The 16,648-nt window shown below is 65.4% G+C and carries 14 protein-coding genes; 8 read left to right on the plus strand and 6 right to left on the minus strand.

What is annotated here, in order from left to right:
* Window positions 1–133: 133 nt before the first annotated feature.
* The gene (locus AC1DJN_RS03955; protein ID WP_025877940.1) at window positions 134–1,882 is read right to left on the minus strand and encodes a glutamine--tRNA ligase/YqeY domain fusion protein; all 1,749 of its coding nucleotides are present in this window, start codon (window positions 1,880–1,882) and stop codon (window positions 134–136) included.
* 126 nt (window positions 1,883–2,008) lie between these two features.
* Here AC1DJN_RS03955 and AC1DJN_RS03960 point away from each other — a divergent pair, with 126 nt between their 5' ends.
* Together AC1DJN_RS03960 and msrA are read left to right on the plus strand one after the other, a co-directional pair.
* Complete coding sequence (locus AC1DJN_RS03960; RefSeq protein ID WP_132825899.1) at window positions 2,009–2,272, plus strand: putative signal transducing protein; 264 nt, start codon at window positions 2,009–2,011, stop codon at window positions 2,270–2,272.
* Window positions 2,273–2,302: 30 nt separating this feature from the next.
* Entirely contained in the window at window positions 2,303–2,968 is a 666-nt protein-coding gene (gene msrA, locus AC1DJN_RS03965) for a peptide-methionine (S)-S-oxide reductase MsrA (protein WP_032974988.1), read from the plus strand.
* A 613-nt stretch (window positions 2,969–3,581) separates the two neighbouring features.
* Here msrA and AC1DJN_RS03970 read toward each other — a convergent pair.
* The 3 genes from AC1DJN_RS03970 to mtgA all read right to left on the minus strand — a co-directional run bounded on the left by AC1DJN_RS03970 (window position 3,582) and on the right by mtgA (window position 5,847).
* Entirely contained in the window at window positions 3,582–4,013 is a 432-nt protein-coding gene (locus AC1DJN_RS03970) for a CBS domain-containing protein (protein WP_025877817.1), read from the minus strand.
* The gene (locus AC1DJN_RS03975; protein WP_478038900.1) at window positions 3,973–4,992 is read right to left on the minus strand and encodes a glycosyltransferase family 2 protein; all 1,020 of its coding nucleotides are present in this window, start codon (window positions 4,990–4,992) and stop codon (window positions 3,973–3,975) included. The genes AC1DJN_RS03970 and AC1DJN_RS03975 overlap by 41 nt, the downstream gene beginning before the upstream one ends.
* Before the next feature lie 105 nt (window positions 4,993–5,097).
* Window positions 5,098–5,847, minus strand: coding sequence for a monofunctional biosynthetic peptidoglycan transglycosylase (mtgA, locus tag AC1DJN_RS03980; RefSeq protein ID WP_025877813.1), 750 nt, complete (start codon window positions 5,845–5,847; stop codon window positions 5,098–5,100).
* A 77-nt stretch (window positions 5,848–5,924) separates the two neighbouring features.
* Between mtgA and hslO the strand changes: the two genes are divergently transcribed.
* From hslO to AC1DJN_RS03995, 3 genes are all read left to right on the plus strand, one after another.
* Window positions 5,925–6,818: an Hsp33 family molecular chaperone HslO gene (hslO, locus tag AC1DJN_RS03985; RefSeq protein WP_059064830.1), complete on the plus strand. Its 894-nt coding sequence runs from the start codon at window positions 5,925–5,927 to the stop codon at window positions 6,816–6,818.
* 120 nt (window positions 6,819–6,938) lie between these two features.
* Window positions 6,939–7,793: an XOO1806 family protein gene (locus tag AC1DJN_RS03990; RefSeq protein WP_032952038.1), complete on the plus strand. Its 855-nt coding sequence runs from the start codon at window positions 6,939–6,941 to the stop codon at window positions 7,791–7,793.
* Between the two features lie 375 nt (window positions 7,794–8,168).
* Window positions 8,169–10,931 (plus strand): TonB-dependent receptor, encoded by a 2,763-nt coding sequence (locus AC1DJN_RS03995; RefSeq protein WP_025877809.1) that lies wholly within the window; start codon window positions 8,169–8,171, stop codon window positions 10,929–10,931.
* A gap of 138 nt (window positions 10,932–11,069) precedes the next feature.
* Here the strand turns inward: AC1DJN_RS03995 and AC1DJN_RS04000 are convergent, their stop codons facing one another.
* Entirely contained in the window at window positions 11,070–11,672 is a 603-nt protein-coding gene (locus tag AC1DJN_RS04000) for a TetR/AcrR family transcriptional regulator (protein WP_025877807.1), read from the minus strand.
* A gap of 142 nt (window positions 11,673–11,814) precedes the next feature.
* Between AC1DJN_RS04000 and AC1DJN_RS04005 the strand changes: the two genes are divergently transcribed.
* The 3 genes from AC1DJN_RS04005 to AC1DJN_RS04015 all read left to right on the plus strand — a co-directional run bounded on the left by AC1DJN_RS04005 (window position 11,815) and on the right by AC1DJN_RS04015 (window position 15,744).
* Window positions 11,815–12,732, plus strand: coding sequence for an alpha/beta fold hydrolase (locus AC1DJN_RS04005; RefSeq protein ID WP_033831779.1), 918 nt, complete (start codon window positions 11,815–11,817; stop codon window positions 12,730–12,732).
* Entirely contained in the window at window positions 12,729–15,206 is a 2,478-nt protein-coding gene (locus tag AC1DJN_RS04010) for an acyl-CoA dehydrogenase (RefSeq protein WP_025877803.1), read from the plus strand. The genes AC1DJN_RS04005 and AC1DJN_RS04010 overlap by 4 nt, the downstream gene beginning before the upstream one ends.
* A gap of 70 nt (window positions 15,207–15,276) precedes the next feature.
* Window positions 15,277–15,744: a hotdog fold domain-containing protein gene (locus AC1DJN_RS04015; RefSeq protein ID WP_282280623.1), complete on the plus strand. Its 468-nt coding sequence runs from the start codon at window positions 15,277–15,279 to the stop codon at window positions 15,742–15,744.
* Between the two features lie 402 nt (window positions 15,745–16,146).
* On the opposite strand, the gene AC1DJN_RS04020 is transcribed toward AC1DJN_RS04015, so the two are convergent.
* Window positions 16,147–16,497: a DUF1304 domain-containing protein gene (locus AC1DJN_RS04020; RefSeq protein WP_282280624.1), complete on the minus strand. Its 351-nt coding sequence runs from the start codon at window positions 16,495–16,497 to the stop codon at window positions 16,147–16,149.
* Between the last annotated feature and the right edge of the window lie 151 nt (window positions 16,498–16,648).

The following is a 16,648-nucleotide window of genomic DNA, read 5'->3' on the forward strand; positions in this document are numbered from 1 at the left end:
TCCGCTGCACAGCGGCAGTGCGTGCCACGTGCGCAGCACGGCCGGGCCGCGTCCGCTGGTCGGCGATGCGGCTTCACGGGATGGGGCACTCGCCGGGATGACGCGGGCGCCTGTGCGGCGCCCGCGCAGGTGCTCAGGCCGACCAGGTGTCGCGCAGGGTCACGCTGCGGTTGAACACCGGCTTGGCTGCGGTGTGGTCGCGGCGGTCGGCAACGAAGTAGCCGGTGCGCTCGAACTGGAACGACTGTTCCGGCGCCGCGGTGGCAGCCGCCGGCTCGACATAGCCGATGACGGTGCGACGTGATTCCGGATTGAGGTAATCGCGGTAGGTCTTGCCTTCCGATTCATCGTCCGGGTTCGGCACCGAGAACAGGCGGTCATACAGGCGGATCTCGGCCGGCACGCCGTGCACCGCGCTGACCCAGTGGATGGTGCCCTTGACCTTGCGGTTGGCGCCTTCCATGCCCGGACGCGACTCCGGATCCAGCCAGCCGCGCAGTTCGGTGATGGTACCGTCGGCATCCTTGATCACTTCATCGCAGCGGATGATGCCGGCGCCGCGCAGGCGCACTTCGCCACCGGGAACCAGGCGCTTCCAGCCCTTCGGCGGCACTTCGGCAAAGTCCTCGCGGTCGATCCACACTTCACGTGCGAACGGCACTTCGCGGGTACCGAAGCTTTCGTCCTTCGGGTGGTTGCTGAAGGTCAGCTGCTCTTCGTGGCCGTCGGCCAGGTTGGTCAGCACCAGCTTGACCGGGTCGACCACGGCCATGCGGCGCGGCGCGGCGCTGTCCAGGTCTTCGCGCAACGCGCCTTCCAGCACGCTGAAATCGATCAGCGAATTCTGCTTGCTGATGCCCACGCGCTCGGCGAACAGGCGCATCGCCGCCGGCGTGTAGCCACGGCGACGCAGGCCCTGCAGGGTCGGCATGCGCGGGTCTTCCCAGCCGTCCACCAGCTGTTCGGTGACCAGCGCCATCAGCTTGCGCTTGCTCATCACCGTGTAGTTGATGTTCAAGCGCGAGAACTCGATCTGGCGCGGCTTGGCCGCTTCGCGCGGCAGGCCGGCGTCGACCAGCGGCTGGGTCAGGGCGTCATCGTGGGCGAAGTCGACGTTGTCCACGCACCAGTCGTACAGCGGGCGGTGGTCTTCGAACTCCAGCGTGCACAGCGAGTGGGTGATGCCTTCGATCGAATCGCCCAGTGCATGGGCGAAGTCGTACATCGGGTAGATCGGCCAGGCGTTGCCGGTGTTCTGGTGTTCGACGTGCTTGATGCGGTACAGGGCCGGATCGCGCAGGTTGATGTTGCCGCTGGCCATGTCGATCTTGGCGCGCACGGTGCGCGCGCCATCGGGGAATTCACCGGCGCGCATGCGGCGGAACAGGTCCAGGTTTTCCTCGACGCTGCGGTCGCGCCACGGCGAGGGCCGGCCCGGTTCGGTCAGGGTGCCGCGGTAGGCGCGCACTTCCTCGGCCGACAGGTCACAGACGTAGGCCTTGCCGTCGGCGATCAGCTTCTCGGCGGCCAGGTAGTAGGCGTCGAAGTAATCCGACGCATGGCGCAGCTCGTTCCACTCAAAGCCCAGCCAGCGCACGTCGTCCTGGATCGCGGCCACGTACTCCGGGTCTTCCTTGGCCGGGTTGGTGTCGTCGAAACGCAGGTTGCAGACGCCGCCGAACTCGCCGGCGACGCCGAAGTTCAGGCAGATCGACTTGGCATGGCCGATGTGCAGGTAGCCGTTCGGCTCGGGCGGGAAGCGGGTCTTGATCGCCTGGTGCTTACCGCTGGCCAGGTCCTCGCGCACGATCTGGCGGATGAAATCGCGCTTCTCGTGGCTGTCGGCGGGGGTCTCGGGGCTGGCGGGGGTGTGCTCTGACATGAGTCGGCGAAAGAAAGGCAGAAAGATTGCCAGTCTAACGCTTACCGGGAAGGGCTGCCCGGCGAGCGCAGCGGCACCATTCAGCCGCCGGGCGTATGCTGGAATCCTGTCCCACGGAGCCGCTGCATGCACATCGTGTACAAGGCCGACAATCTGTTCGACGCCCACCTGGTCAAGCACGCGCTGGAAGACGCCGGCATCCCGGCGTTCGTGTTCGGCGAGTCGCTGCTGGGCGGCATGGGCGAGCTGCCGCTGTTCGGCGTGCTGCGGGTCGGTATCCCCGACGCCGCGCGGGCACAGGCCGAAGAAATCGTGGCGGCGCTGGACTTGGGCCACGCCGCAGACGCCCCCATTTCAGATGCCGACGACATTGCCGGGCTTCCGGCGTAGGAGCGCATCATGTTGGGAATCGGACAGGGCATCCTCGGCATCGGGGCCTTCAAGCAGCGCCTGCCGCGCCCGGAAGAGGCTTTGCCGGGCCGCGACCARCCGCTGCCGCTGCACAGCAACCAGCACTTCGTGAACAGCCATCCGCTGAAGGACCGTTTCGCCGGCCTGCAGCAGATCCGCTTCGCGCTGGGCTGCTTCTGGGGCGCCGAGCGCAAATTCTGGAACGAGCCGGGCGTGTACAGCACCTCGGTGGGCTATGCCGGTGGAATCACCCCGAACCCCACCTATGAAGAGGTCTGCTCGGGCCTGACCGGCCACACCGAGGTGGTGCAGGTGGTGTTCGACCCGGCGGTTGTCAGCCTGGAGCGGCTGCTGCAGCTGTTCTGGGAAAGCCATGACCCGACCCAGGGCATGCGCCAGGGCAACGACACCGGCACCCAGTACCGTTCGGCGATCCACGCCACCGACGAGGCCCAGTACGCCGCGGCGCTGGCCAGTGGCGAGGCCTACCGGGCGCAGCTGGCTGCAGCGGGTTATGGCCCGATCACCACCGAGATCGTGTATCCGGCACCGACGTACTACTACGCCGAGGACTATCACCAGCAGTACCTGGCCAAGAACCCGAACGGCTACTGCGGCATTGGCGGTACCGGCGTGAGCTGCCCAATCGGGTTGGATGTGGAGGTGCCGCGCTGACGCGCGGTGGTCCGCCTGCGGCGGGCAGAAGCCAAAGCCAAAGCAAAAGCCAAAGCGGCTGGGTTTCTGTGGGTTGGGCGGGGCAGTGTGGGTTGGCAGGACACGCCGTAAACCCCCCTCCGGGGGCCGGCCCAGCCGCTGGCGGCTGTGCGTTCGGGCGCTTGCGAAGCAGTGCTTCGCAAGCAAAGCGCCCTCACCCATGGGGGCTCGATGGCGCCATCCATGGCGCCAACGGTCCTGCCTGGGCCACCCGTCACCCTCCCGAAAGTTTCCTGCGCGCGCGGAACGAGAGCAGAAATTCAAAGTCAAAAGAAGACGTACAGAGCAGAATCAAAAGCAGTGCCAACCAAGGTTGGCATCTACCAACGGCAGACAGTCAGGGTGAAGGCGGCCGCGCTCGCAGGAACGTGTCCTGAGGCGGAGGGCATGGCCGTGCAGGACCGTTGGCGCCATGGATGGCGCCATCGAGCCCCCATGGACGGGTTTACGGCGTGTCCTGCACGGCCATGCCCGCCGCCTCCCCTGCGTAACAGGAAGGCGCTGCCTTGGCTTTGGCTTTGGCAGTTGCTTGAAAAAGCGGGCCGGCGGGCCGCAGGCCCGCCAGCGACAGAACTCACCCCGCCACGATGTACTGCTGCAGCTGATCCAGCTCGCGCCGCTGCGCATCGATCACCGACTTCACCAGGTCACCGATGGAAATCACCCCCAGTACCTGCCCGCCCTCGACCACCGGCAGATGGCGGATGCGGTAATCGGTCACCAGCTGCAGGCAGTGTTCCACCTGCTCACCGGGACTCACCGTCACTACTTTCGCGGTCATGATTTCCGACACTGCGGTGTCACGCGACGAACGATCGTGGAGCACGATCTTGCGTGCGTAATCACGCTCGGAGAGGATCCCGACCAGTCGCGGGCCATCCATCACCAGCACCGCGCCGATGCCCTTCTGCGCCATCAACCGGATCGCATCGATCACCGCCGCGCCTGGCGCGACCGCATGCACTTCAGGGGACTTGCCGTCCAACAGTTGCCGTACCGACGTCATCTGCCTGCCCTCCCAGGGTGGGTTGCAGCTCCGAGTCTGCCACGGAAGGGGCCAACCATGCGTCAACCAGGTACAACGGCCGTTGCTTGGACTCCTCGTACAGGCGTCCCAGGTACTCGCCGATAAGCCCCAGCGCGATCAACTGCACGCCCCCGAGGAACAGGATCACCGCCATCATGGTCGGCCACCCGGCCACCCGGTCGCCGTACAACGCCGCCTTCGCAATCACCCAGATGGCAAACACGAAGGCCACGCCTGCGGTGGCCAGCCCCATGTAGGTGGCCGCCCGCAGCGGGACCGTCGAGAAGCCGGTGATCCCTTCCAGTGCGAAGTTCCACAGCCGCCACAGGCTGAACTTGCTGCTGCCGGCCAAACGGGCATGCCGGTGATACGGCACCGCCACGCGGCGGAAACCGACCCAGCTGAAGAGCCCCTTCATGAACCGGTGACGTTCGCGCATCTCGCGCAATGCGCTCAGCGCGCGCGGCGACAACAAGCGGAAATCGCCGGTATCGGCCGGAATGGGCGTCCGCGAGAGGCGACCAATCACCCGGTAGAACACCGATGCGGCAGCGCGCTTGCTCCAGCTCTCACCGTCACGGACCAGGCGCGTGCCGTAGACGTTGTCGTAGCCCTGCCGCCAACGTTCGACAAAGTGCGGCACCAGTTCCGGCGGGTCCTGGCCATCAGCGTCGAGGATCATCGCCGCGCCTTCGCGCACATGGTCCAGGCCGGCGGTCAGCGCCGSCTCCTTGCCGAAGTTGCGCGACAGCTTCAGCGCCGATACCCGCGGGTCGGCCTGGGCCAGCGAGGCGATCAACGACCAGGTCGTGTCACTGCTGCCGTCATCCACGTACAGGATGTGACCATCGATTCCGGCCAGGCCGTCCAGTACCGCGCACAATCGCGGATGCAGCTGGGGCAGCACCAGCTCTTCGTTGTGTGCGGCGATGACGAAGGTAAGACGCTCACGAGTCATCGCCGGATTGTACGTCGTTGACGGGGATGCAGCCCGTCAGTCCAGCGTTCGAAATACCCGCTTCCCGCATCGGAAGGCACCACGGACACCTGGTGTCGTGGCCCCTCAGTCCTCCGCCAGGTACCCCGCTCCACCCAGCTGCCGTGCCTGCCGCTGGATCCACGCCGCACGACGCTGAACGTAGGGGCCTGGCTTGGCCGCGTTGTAGCGGCGCGGCGCCGGCAGCACTGCCGCCAGACGCGCGCTCTCGGCAGGGCTCAGCCGCGCGGCGTCCTTGCCCCAGAATGTCTGCGCCGCTGCCTGGGCGCCATACACACCGTCGCCGAACTCGGCGATGTTGGCGTACATCTCCAGGATCCGCTGCTTCGGCCAGAAGGCTTCGATCAGCACCGTGTACCAGACCTCCAGGCCCTTGCGGATCCAGCTGCGGCCCTGCCACAGGAACAGGTTCTTGGCCACCTGCTGGCTGATCGTGCTGGCCCCGCGCAGGCGCCCGCCCCGCGCGTTGTGGTCGCGCGCCTTTTCAATGGCCTGCAGGTCGAACCCGCTATGGTCCGGGAAGCGCTGGTCTTCTGCGGCCACCAGCGAAATCGGCAGGCTCGGCGCCATCTGGTCAAGGTCCCGCCACTGGTAGTGCAGCCGGTAGGACCAGTCGCCTTCACCCAGTGCCTCACCGAAACGCCAGACCATCACCGTGGACAGCGGCGGATCGATGAAACGCAGCACCAGCACCTGCAGGCAGCTGAAGGCCACGAACAGCACCGGCAGCCACAGCAGCCGCTTCCAGCGCCAGCGCCTGCGCGGTGCCGCGTCGGCGGCGGCCACTACCTTGTCCTGCTCTCCCCCTGCCCCCATTACTGGTGCATCCTTCTTATGCCTGGTTGTCGGCGCATTATCCGGCAACCATCCCCGTTTCCGCGCGATGTGAGCCGATGACCGCCCAATCCGATTCCCTTATCCGTTTCCTGCTCCCCGACGCCGGTGTCCGTGGCGTCCACGTGCGCCTGCAGGCCACCTGGCAGGACATCCAGTCCCACGGCGAGTATCCGGACAGCGCCACCGAACTGCTCGGCGAAGCCTGCGTGGCATCGGCCCTGTTCACCGGCCACACCAAGGTGGACGGCCGCCTGTCGATCCAGCTGCGCAGCAATACCGCTCTGCGTACCCTGTTCGCCGAATGCACCGCCGCCGGCACCCTGCGCGGCATCGTCCAGATTGCCGAGGGCGGTGACGCCCCCCGTGACCTGACCGACCTGGGCCGGGACGCCCTGCTGGCCATCACCATCGAGAATCCCGGCCTGGACCCGCGCGAACCGCAGCGCTACCAGAGCCTGGTCGCACTGACCGCGCCGGAACTGGATGAAGCATTCGAAGACTACTTCCGCCAGTCCGAGCAGCTGCCGACGCGACTGCTGCTGGCCGCCGGCCGCGACGGTGCTGCCGGCCTGCTGCTGCAGAAGCTGCCGGGCGACGAAGGCGACGACGATGGCTGGTCCCGCGCCAGCGCGCTGTTCGACACCCTGGGCAAGGCGGAGCTGCTGGCCACCCCGGCCGAGGAACTGCTGCACCGGTTGTTCCACGAGGAGAAGGCGGAGCTGGTGGGTGACAAGGCCCTGTCCTTCGCCTGCTCCTGCTCGCGTGAACGGGTCGCCTCGATGCTGTTCTCGCTGGGCGAGGAAGAGGCCCGTGCGGCTGCCGAAGACACCGGCGCCGTAGACGTACGTTGCGAATTCTGCGGACAGGAGTATCACTTTCCGTTGACGGAGTTCGGCATACTGTTCCACGGTGCCCAGGGGGCTGTACCGGCACCTGAACGACTTCAGTAATACCCAATGAGTCTTGTATCTGGGGAGGAACAAGGCTTGTTAAGAATTCATAAACACCCTAGGATCGAGTTCCCGCCCCAGCGGGAACTTTCACTGCCCGTCTCTGTCTGAACTGGTCCGATGCGTACCTTCCTGCGTCTACCGCTGGCCCTTCTGATCGCCCTTGGCGCGATCACGGGCGTGCACGCGCAGAGCAAGGACACCCGCACCGTCATTCCGGTCTGGAACAAGGGCAGTGGCAAGGTCGAGGCCCTGCTGTACCTGGAACCGACCGGCGAGCAGGCCGTGGGCGCACGCTGGCATTTCGGCCGCAATTCGCTCGATGCTGCGTTCGGCCTGTCTTCGGGCGACTCGCTGGGCCTGCTGTGCAACAGCAGCAGCGGCTCCAGCATCAGCGGACTGGCCAGCCATTGCATGCTGGCCAGCCTGGGCGACGACGATGATGCCATCGGCTCCAACCGGCGCCTGACGGGTACCGCCGCGCTCAACCGTGGCACCGGCCGCCTGGGAATCACTGCCGGCACCGGCCGCGAGACCCTGCCCGCCTGGCTGGCCACGCCCAGCAAGACCCCGTCGCTGCGCGCCGAACAGAATGACCTGACCGTGTTCGCGCAGAAGAACATCGGTCGCGAAGGCTTTGTCTCCATCGCCGGCACCTATGCCAAGGCACGCCTGGTACCCCTGGCCGACGCCTCACCGGCCATCGTTGACCGATGGGACAGCAAGAGCCTGAGCCTGGGCGCCGGCTACGGCAATTTCAGCGGCAGCATCATCGGCCGCGTGGTTGACGTTCCCGGCAAGCCCGGCAAGTGGGAAGGCCTGGGCATTGGCCTGACCTGGCGCACCCCGTGGTCCGGCCAGCTCACCGTCGGCGCGGAAAACGTCATCAGCCGCGGCAAGAACCCGTTCTCCCCGCGCAACGAAAGCAACGATGACGGCACCGTGCCGTACGTGCGCTACGAGCAGGATCTGTAGTCGCTCATCGGCCGCGAACAAGCTGTGTTGAACATCGGGCGCCCAGGGGCGCCCGAATTGTTTCTGGACACATCTGTCAAGTGCGAAAAGCACCTATCCGTTACAAACGGATACATCACGACATGCATCAACTGAAACTTTTTTGTGCGTTGAGGGCAGGCAGGCGCGGTTGCGTCCCTTCCCACATCCAGATAACTCATTGAACTAAAAGAAATCAGAGCGCATTCATGTGTAACCACAGCGTGAATTAACGCAGCTTTAATTTTTGGCTGGGGGCCGTTACTATCGATTCAGCCTCGCGATTTTGGAGCCTTCTTTTTTGGCACCGCCGCGCAGGCACTACCCCAGCCAAGATTTCTTGGAGAGAGAGAGCCAATGAATTTCCAGTCCAACAAGCTGCGTGACGCTGTCGTCGTCGCGCTGATCGCCGGTGCGGCGACGTCCGTAACGGCCCAGGCGCAGGAAGCGACCAACCTGGATCGCATCTCGGTGACCGGTTCGCGCATCAAGAGCACCGACATCGAAACCTCGCAGCCGGTCCTGAGCCTGACCCGCGCCGACATCGAAAAGCAGGGTGTGACCTCGGTCGCCGACATCCTGCAGCGCGTTGCCGCCAACGGTGCCGCCCTGAACCGCACCTTCAACAACGGCGGTGACGGCTCGGCCGGTATCAGCCTGCGCAACCTCGGCTCGGACCGTACCCTGGTGCTGGTCAATGGCCGTCGCTGGACCACCGGCCTGGACGGCAGCGTCGACCTGAACACCATCCCGACCGCGATGATCGAGCGCATCGACATCCTGAAGGACGGCGCTTCGACCATCTATGGTTCGGATGCCATCGCCGGCGTGGTGAACATCATCACCAAGCAGAACTTCGACGGCGCCGAAGCGAACTTCTACAAGGGCCAGTACAGCGACGGTGACGGCGAGCGTGAAGCGGCCGATTTCACCATCGGCACCACCACCGATCGCGCATCGCTGATGCTGGGTGTCTCCTACGTCAAGGAAGGCAAGGTCATGGCCGGCGATCGCAAGATCTCCGCCGGTGGCCCGCCGTTCTTCGACGGCCAGAGCAGCACCGGCATGCCGGGCTCCTACATCCGCAACGACGAGCGCTATGTGCTGATCAACGGCGTGGAGACGCCGTTCAACGCCAACGTCCACGGCTACAACACCGCCCCGGACAACTACCTGTTGACCCCGCAGGAACGTACGTCGCTGTTCGCTTCTGGTTCGTACAACGTTACCGACAACATCACCTTCCGTACCGAGGCGATGTACAACGAGCGCAAGTCCGAGCAGCTGCTGGCGGCCATGCCGGTCACCAGCATGCGCCTCAGCGCCAACAGCATGTACAACCCGACGGGTGAAGACCTGACCGGCGTCAACCGTCGTTTCAATGAAAGCGGCGGCCGTTCGTTCAACCAGAACGTCAAGAACTGGCACTTCTACGGTGGCTTCGAAGGCTTCTTCGAGTTCGCGGACCGTAACTTCGACTGGGATGTCGGCTACCGCTACGACAAGACCGACCAGAACGACCTGACCTACGGCCTGTTCAATCTGGCCAACCTGCGCAACGCTTACGGCCCGTCCGAAATGCGTGGCGGCGTGCCGGTCTGCGTCACCGCCCCGGGCGGCGACATCATTCCGGAGTGCGTGCCGGTCAACGCTCTGGGCCCGGAAGGCTCGATCAGCCAGGCCGCGCTCGACTACACTTCGTTCACCGCACACGATTCGGCCAGCCTGGTGTCCAAGGGCTACTACGCCAACATCTCCGGTGAAATCGTGCAGCTGCCGGCCGGYGCTCTGGCCTTCGCTGCCGGTTACGAGTACCGCAAGGAGACCGGTCAGTTCGATCCGGACGCCTTCATCGCTGCAGGCCTGAGCACCGGCAACGGCGCAAAGCCGACCAAGGGCGGCTACGACCTGGATGAAGTCTTCCTGGAACTGTCGATCCCGGTGCTGGCCGACCTGCCGGGCGCCAAGCTGCTCGACTTCAGCGCGGCGACCCGCTACTCGAAGTACAGCAACTTCGGCAATACCACCAACAACAAGTTCGGTTTCCGCTGGAAGCCGATCGACGACCTGATGATCCGCGGCAACTACTCGGAAGGCTTCCGCGCGCCGAGCATCAGCAACCTGTATGGCGGTGACGGCGACTCGTTCGAAACCTACGCCGATCCGTGCGCGGCTGCCAACGGCCCGACCGGTGCGGTGCTGGCCCAGTGTATCGCCCAGGGCGTTCCGGCTGGCTTCGTCCAGCCCAACACCAAGGACGACGACGGCGTTCCGCAGTCGGGCGCGGCCCAGACTGCCGAGCCGTTCACCTGGAAGTCGAACCCGAACCTGAAGCCGGAAACCTCGACCAGCAAAACGCTGGGCCTGGTGTGGAGCCCGAGCTTTGTCAGCGGCCTGAACGTGACCCTGGACTGGTGGCAGATCAAGATCGAAGACGCCATCACCCGTCCGGCGATCCAGGACATCATGAACTACTGCTACGGCGGTTCCCCGGCAGAACAGGCCGCGTACTGCGGTCTGATCACCCGTGATCCAGCCTACGGCACCATCGAAGAACGCTACACCATCACCAACGTCGACATGCCGCTGCAGAATCTGGCGTCGTACAAGGTGGAAGGCTGGGATCTGGGCGTGCTGTACCGCCTGCCGGAAACCTCGTTCGGCCAGTTCACCGTCAGCTGGGACAGCACCTACCTTTCCAAGTGGGAAACCAAGGCCACCGAAGATTCCGAGGTGGAAGGCCGCCAGGGTCGCTATCTCGACCAGGATCCGTACTGGCGCATCCGCTCCAACCTGTACGTCGACTGGTCCTTCGGCGACTTCGGCGTCAATTACGGCCTGCGTTACAAGTCCGGCATGACCGAAGACTGCCTGCTGGGCGGCGCACTGCGCAGCTACTGCTCCGATCCGGATGGCCGCAAGAACCACATGGGCTCGACCACTTACCACGACATCCAGGTGCGCTACAACACCCCGTGGAAGGGCACGATCATGCTGGGTCTGAACAACGCATGGGACAAGCAGCCGCCGGTCTCGTACTCGACCTCGTACAACATGTTCGACCCGCAGTACGACCTGCCGGGCCGCTACATGTACATGCAGTACAAGCAGAAGTTCTGATCGCTCCTCTGATCAGCTGATGCAGCAACGGCCCCGAAAGGGGCCGTTGTTTTTTGTACGTTCGCTGCTGGCGTCAACACCAACGAAAAAGGCCGCGGCACTGCCGCGGCCTTTCTGCATCCAGCGATGAAGAACGCCTCAGCCGTTCGGAATCAGCGTGTCGATCAGATGCTCGACATACGCTTCAAAATCCTCGCGCGCCTGCTTGGGCTGCTGCAGCTGCAGCGACAACTGCAGGAAGCCGACATAGGCGGCGTAGGCCAGGCGTGCGCGATGGCGTGCATCGGTCGAGCTCAGGCCCGCCTGGCGGAACGAGGCGATCAGGTAATCGAGCCGTCGCTGCGACACGCGGTCGATCACCGGCCGCACCATCGGATGGTCCAACGCTTTCAGCAGCTCGCTGTAGATGATGTGCGGCTGCACTTCGTGCGCCACCATCTGGAACAGCTGGCGCAGGCGCACGCGCGGATCCGGCACGTCTTCCAGGCTGCCGAACACCTGTTCCTGCTCGAACAGTTCCCAGCGTTCCAGTGCGGCCTGCAGCAGCGCATCACGCGAGGGGAAGTGCCAGTAGAAACTGCCCTTGGTCACGCCAAGGCGGCGCGCCAGCGGCTCCACCGCGACGGCGCTCACACCTTGCTCGGCAATCAGATCGAGGGCCGCCTGGGCCCAGTCTTCGGCACTCAGGCGGCTGTTGCGGCCGGCACGCGGTTCGCCGGCGGAAGCGTCAGGTTGATTCATTTGCTGATTTAACCATACGCCGGGGTTCGTTGCAGTACGCGATTGCGGCCGAAACCGTCGGCAGCCGGGCCGAGAGGCATTCTCGCAGCGCACCATACCGTGCAGTATTGACATCCCGCCGAACCCATCCATACTAGCGAGTATGGTTATGTCCCCTACTCCCGCTGCATTCCATGACCTGCGCCTGGAGGCCGCCCACGGTGCCTCGCTGGCTGCAACCGCCAGCACCTCGGGCCGTCGCGGGCGCGTACTGTTCGCGCATGGATTTGGCCAGACCCGCCATGCCTGGACGACGACGGCCAAGGCATTGTCGGCTGCCGGCCTGCAGACCCTGGCTTACGACGCCCGGGGGCACGGCGATTCCGACTGGAATGCGGCCGATCTGGCGTACCACGGTGAGCAGTTCGCCGATGACCTGATCGTGCTGGCCGGCGAACAACCGCGACCGCCGGTGCTGGTGGCTGCCTCGATGGGCGGCCTGTTCGGCCTGCTGGCCGAATCACGCTGGCCAGGCCTGTTCTCGGCCATGGTGCTGGTGGATATCACCCCGCGCTGGGATACCGCTGGCGTCGAGCGCATCCTCGCCTTCATGACCGCGCATCCGGAAGGATTCGCCTCGCTGTCGCAGGCTGCCGATGTGATCTCGGCCTATGTGCCGCATCGTCCGCGCAAATCYGAAGACTCACTGCGCGCGCTGCTGCGCGAAGATGGCCACGGTCGCTGGCGCTGGCACTGGGACCCGCGCCTGGTGGCCGAACTGGCCCGTGACAGCGAGCAGCACCAGGACGCACTGGCCGAAGCCGCGCGCCAGGTGAAGTGCCCCCTGCTGCTGGTCAGCGGTGGCCGCAGCGACCTGGTCACCCCGCAGACGGTGGCCGAATTCCTGGCATTGGCGCCACACGCACGCCACGTACAGTTGCCGCAGGCCACGCACATGGTCGCCGGTGATGACAACGACGCCTTTACCGCTACTGTGTTGGACTATCTGGACGTGTTGCCCGCAGCGGATGCTGCGGCTTCGTCCGCCATAAACGAGCACGTCACCGGAGCACGCTCATGAGCCTCGTCATTCCCTTCCTCGCCCTGCTGCTGGCAGGCGCGTTCGTCGCCTACCACCGCATGCGCCTGCTGACCTGGACGCTGATCAGCGTGGCCCTGCTGGTGGCCTGCTGGTTCATCCCCTACGTCAACCAGACCGCCACGATCGTCGCCGCCGCGATACTGGCCGTGATCGTCGTGCCGCTGCTGCTGCCGTTCATCCGCAAGCCGCTGCTGACCGGCCCGATGATGAAGGTGTTCCGCAAGGTGCTGCCGCCGCTGTCGCAGACCGAGCGCATCGCCCTGGAAACCGGCTCGGTCGGCTTCGAAGGCGAACTGTTCACCGGTGATCCGGACTGGAACATCCTGCTGAACTACCCCAAGCCGCAGCTGACCGCYGAAGAACAGGCCTTCCTCGATGGCCCGGTCGAACAGCTGTGCACGATGGTCAACGACTGGGAAATCACCCACGTCCATGCCGACCTGCCGCCGGAACTGTGGGCCTTCATCAAGAAGAACAAGTTCTTCGGCATGATCATTCCGAAGGAATACGGCGGCCTGGGCTTCTCCGCGCTGGCCCACCACAAGGTGATCCAGAAGCTGGCCTCGGTGTCTTCGGTGGTCAGTTCGACCGTCGGCGTGCCCAACTCGCTGGGCCCGGGTGAACTGCTGGTGCATTACGGCACCCAGGAACAGAAGGACCAGTACCTGCCGCGTCTGGCCGATGGCCGTGAAGTGCCCTGCTTCGGCCTGACCGGTCCGTTCGCCGGCTCCGACGCGACCTCGATTCCCGACTACGGCATCGTCTGCAAGGGCGAGTGGAACGGCGAGCAGGTGCTCGGCGTCAAGCTGACCTTCGACAAGCGCTACATCACCCTGGCGCCGGTCGCCTCGCTGATCGGCCTGGCCTTCCGCATGTACGATCCGGATGGCCTGATCGGCCAGACCCGCGATATCGGCATCACCCTGGGCCTGCTGCCGCGCGAGACCGCCGGCGTTGAAATCGGCCGTCGCCACTTCCCGCTGAACTCGACGTTCCAGAACGGCCCGATCCGCGGCAAGGACGTGTTCATTCCGCTGACCCAGCTGATCGGTGGCGCTGCGATGGCCGGCAAGGGCTGGAACATGCTCAACGAGTGCCTGGCCGTGGGTCGTTCCATCACCCTGCCTTCCACCGCCAGCGGCGGTGCCAAGGCGGGTGCCGCGGTCACCGGCGCCTATGCGCGCATCCGCAAGCAGTTCGGCCTGTCGGTCGGCCGCTTCGAAGGCGTGGAAGAAGCGCTGGCCCGCATCGGTGGCAAGGCGTACAAGATCAGCGCGCTGTCGCAGGCCACCGCCGCTGCTGTGGACCGCGGTGACGTGCCGTCGGTGCCGTCGGCGATCGCCAAGTACCACTGCACCAACATGAGCCGCGAAGTGATCTCGGACATGATGGACGTGATCGGCGGCAAGGGCATCATCCTGGGGCCGCGCAACTTCGCCGGCCGCAGCTGGCAGGCCGCGCCGATCGCCATCACGGTGGAAGGCGCCAACATCATGACCCGCAGCCTGCTGATCTTCGGCCAGGGTGCGATCCTCTGCCACCCGTGGGTGCTGAAGGAAATGAAGGCCGCTCAGGACCCCGACACCCGTGCCGGCCTGCAGGACTTCGACCGCAGCCTGTTCGGCCACATCCGCTACGGCATCTCCAATGCTGTTCGTTCGTTCTGGTTCGGCCTGACCGGCGCACGCTTCGGCGCTGCCCCGGGCGACGCCTACACCCGCCGCTACTTCCGCAAGCTGGACCGTTACTCGGCCAACCTGGCGCTGATGGCCGACATCTCGATGATGACGCTCGGCGGCAAGCTGAAGTTCAAGGAATCGCTGTCCGGCCGCCTGGGCGACGTGCTGAGCCATGTCTACATGACCAGCGCCATGCTCAAGCGCTACCACGACGAAGGCGCGCCGCAGGCCGACCAGCCGCTGCTGGCCTGGGCCTTCCATGACAGCGTGCACAAGATCGAGGAATCGCTGTCGGCTGCCCTGCGCAACTTCCCGATCCGTCCGATCGGCTGGCTGATGTGGGCACTGATCTTCCCGCTGGGCCGTCGTGCCGAGGCCCCGGGCGACCGCCTGAGCCGTCGCGTGGCTGCGCTGCTGATGGCCCCGAACGAAGCCCGCGACCGCCTCGCCAGCGGCGTGTTCCTGACCCCCTGCGAGAACAACCCGGGTGGCCGCATCAACAGCTACCTGAGCAAGGCGATCATGGCCGAGCCGGTGGAGCGCAAGTTCCTGAAGGCGCTGAAGAGCAAGGGCATCGAGGCGCTGGACTTCAACAGCCAGCTCGACGAGGCCGTGGCCGAAGGCGTGATCACCCAGGACGAGCGCAGCCTGCTGGAAGAGCTGCGTACGCTGACCCTGGACACCATCACCGTGGACGACTTCGACACCCACGAACTGCGCGCGGCCAGCTACTACGACCGCCAGAACAAGGACCCGCACTCGCAGGCGGCCTGATCGCCCGCGACGCGTTGCCTCGACGGCGGGCCTGGCCCGCCGTCGCTTTGTCCGCCGACCGGAAACCGCCATGTCCACGCCCCTGCTTTCGCTCTACCACCGCCTGCAGCGCTGGCCTGCCGGTACTTGGCTGTTCTCGCGCGCGGTGTGCTTCAAGGCGCCCTATTTCGCCAGCATCGCCCCGCGCATCATGCGCCTGGAGAACGGCCGCTGCGAGGGCACGCTGGCCGACCGCCGCAAGGTGCGCAACCACATCGGCACGGTGCACGCGATCGCAATGTGCAACCTGGCCGAACTGACCGCCGGGCTGATGGTCGATGCGTCGCTGCCCAAGGGCATGCGCTGGATCCCGAAGGGCATGCAGGTGCAGTACCTGGCCAAGGCGCGCGGCACGCTGCAGGCGACGGCATTGCCGGCGCAGCCGATCGTGGTGGCGACCGAAGGCTATGCGTTGCCGGTGACGGTGAGTGTGCGCGACCGCGCGGGGACGGAGGTGTTCAGCGCGGTCATCGACATGTGGGTGTCGCCGGCGAAGTGATGTTGCCGCGAACGGCGCAGCCCCTCGTGGGTGGACGGTTGGTCGCGGAAAGCGCTGGTTTGGCTGGGGGCGGTGGGTTCGCGGGGGACGCCGTGAACCCATCCCTGGGGGCTTGGCCGCGGCATCCATGCCGCGGACACCCCCGCGAACCCACCGCCCCCAGCCTCTGACAGATCGCTGCGGCGTCCACCCACGCAAGAGAAAAAAGAAGAGCAAAAGCAAAAACAAAAGCGGTCCGGTGGCCGCTTTTTTCATGCGCGCAGAACCCACGAGCGCAGCGACCCGCTGTTGCTCTTGATCTTCTTTTCTTCTCCGTGGGCTGGCCGCGCACGGAACCCGCCCGACCAACCCATGACAGCTCTACGCGACCAACCCACGAGGGGCTGTGCCGTTGGCCGGAAATCACGCCAGTGCGCGAAACACCAACGCCAGGATCGCCGGCACCGCCTGGATCATGAAGATGCGCCGGCTTACGCTGTAGGCGCCATAGCACCCCGCCACCACCACGCACACCAGCGAGAACGTCACCAGCACCGGCTGCGCCAGCACCAGCCCCACCACGATGCCCGCCGCCAGGAAGCCGTTGTACAGGCCCTGGTTGGCCGCCAGCACGCGCGTGGTCTCCGCCTTCTCCGGTGAATTGCGGAACGTCTTCAGGCCCAGCGGCCGGGTCCACAGGAACATCTCCAGCACCAGAAAATACAGGTGCAGCACGGCAACCAGCACGGTCAGCAGCAGCGCAATCAAGCTCATATCAAGTCCAGTATTTGCAGGGAAAATTCACTGACGCTGCGTTGCGCCCTTGGGCGCCCATCCCCTACGGGGCGTACCGTCGAGATGGGGGATTGTCCACGGCCCCGTCCCAGGCTCTTCCATTGGCGATCGTTCTTCAACAGCCAACGGC

The organism is Stenotrophomonas sp. 05L414_2 (assembly GCF_056397905.1).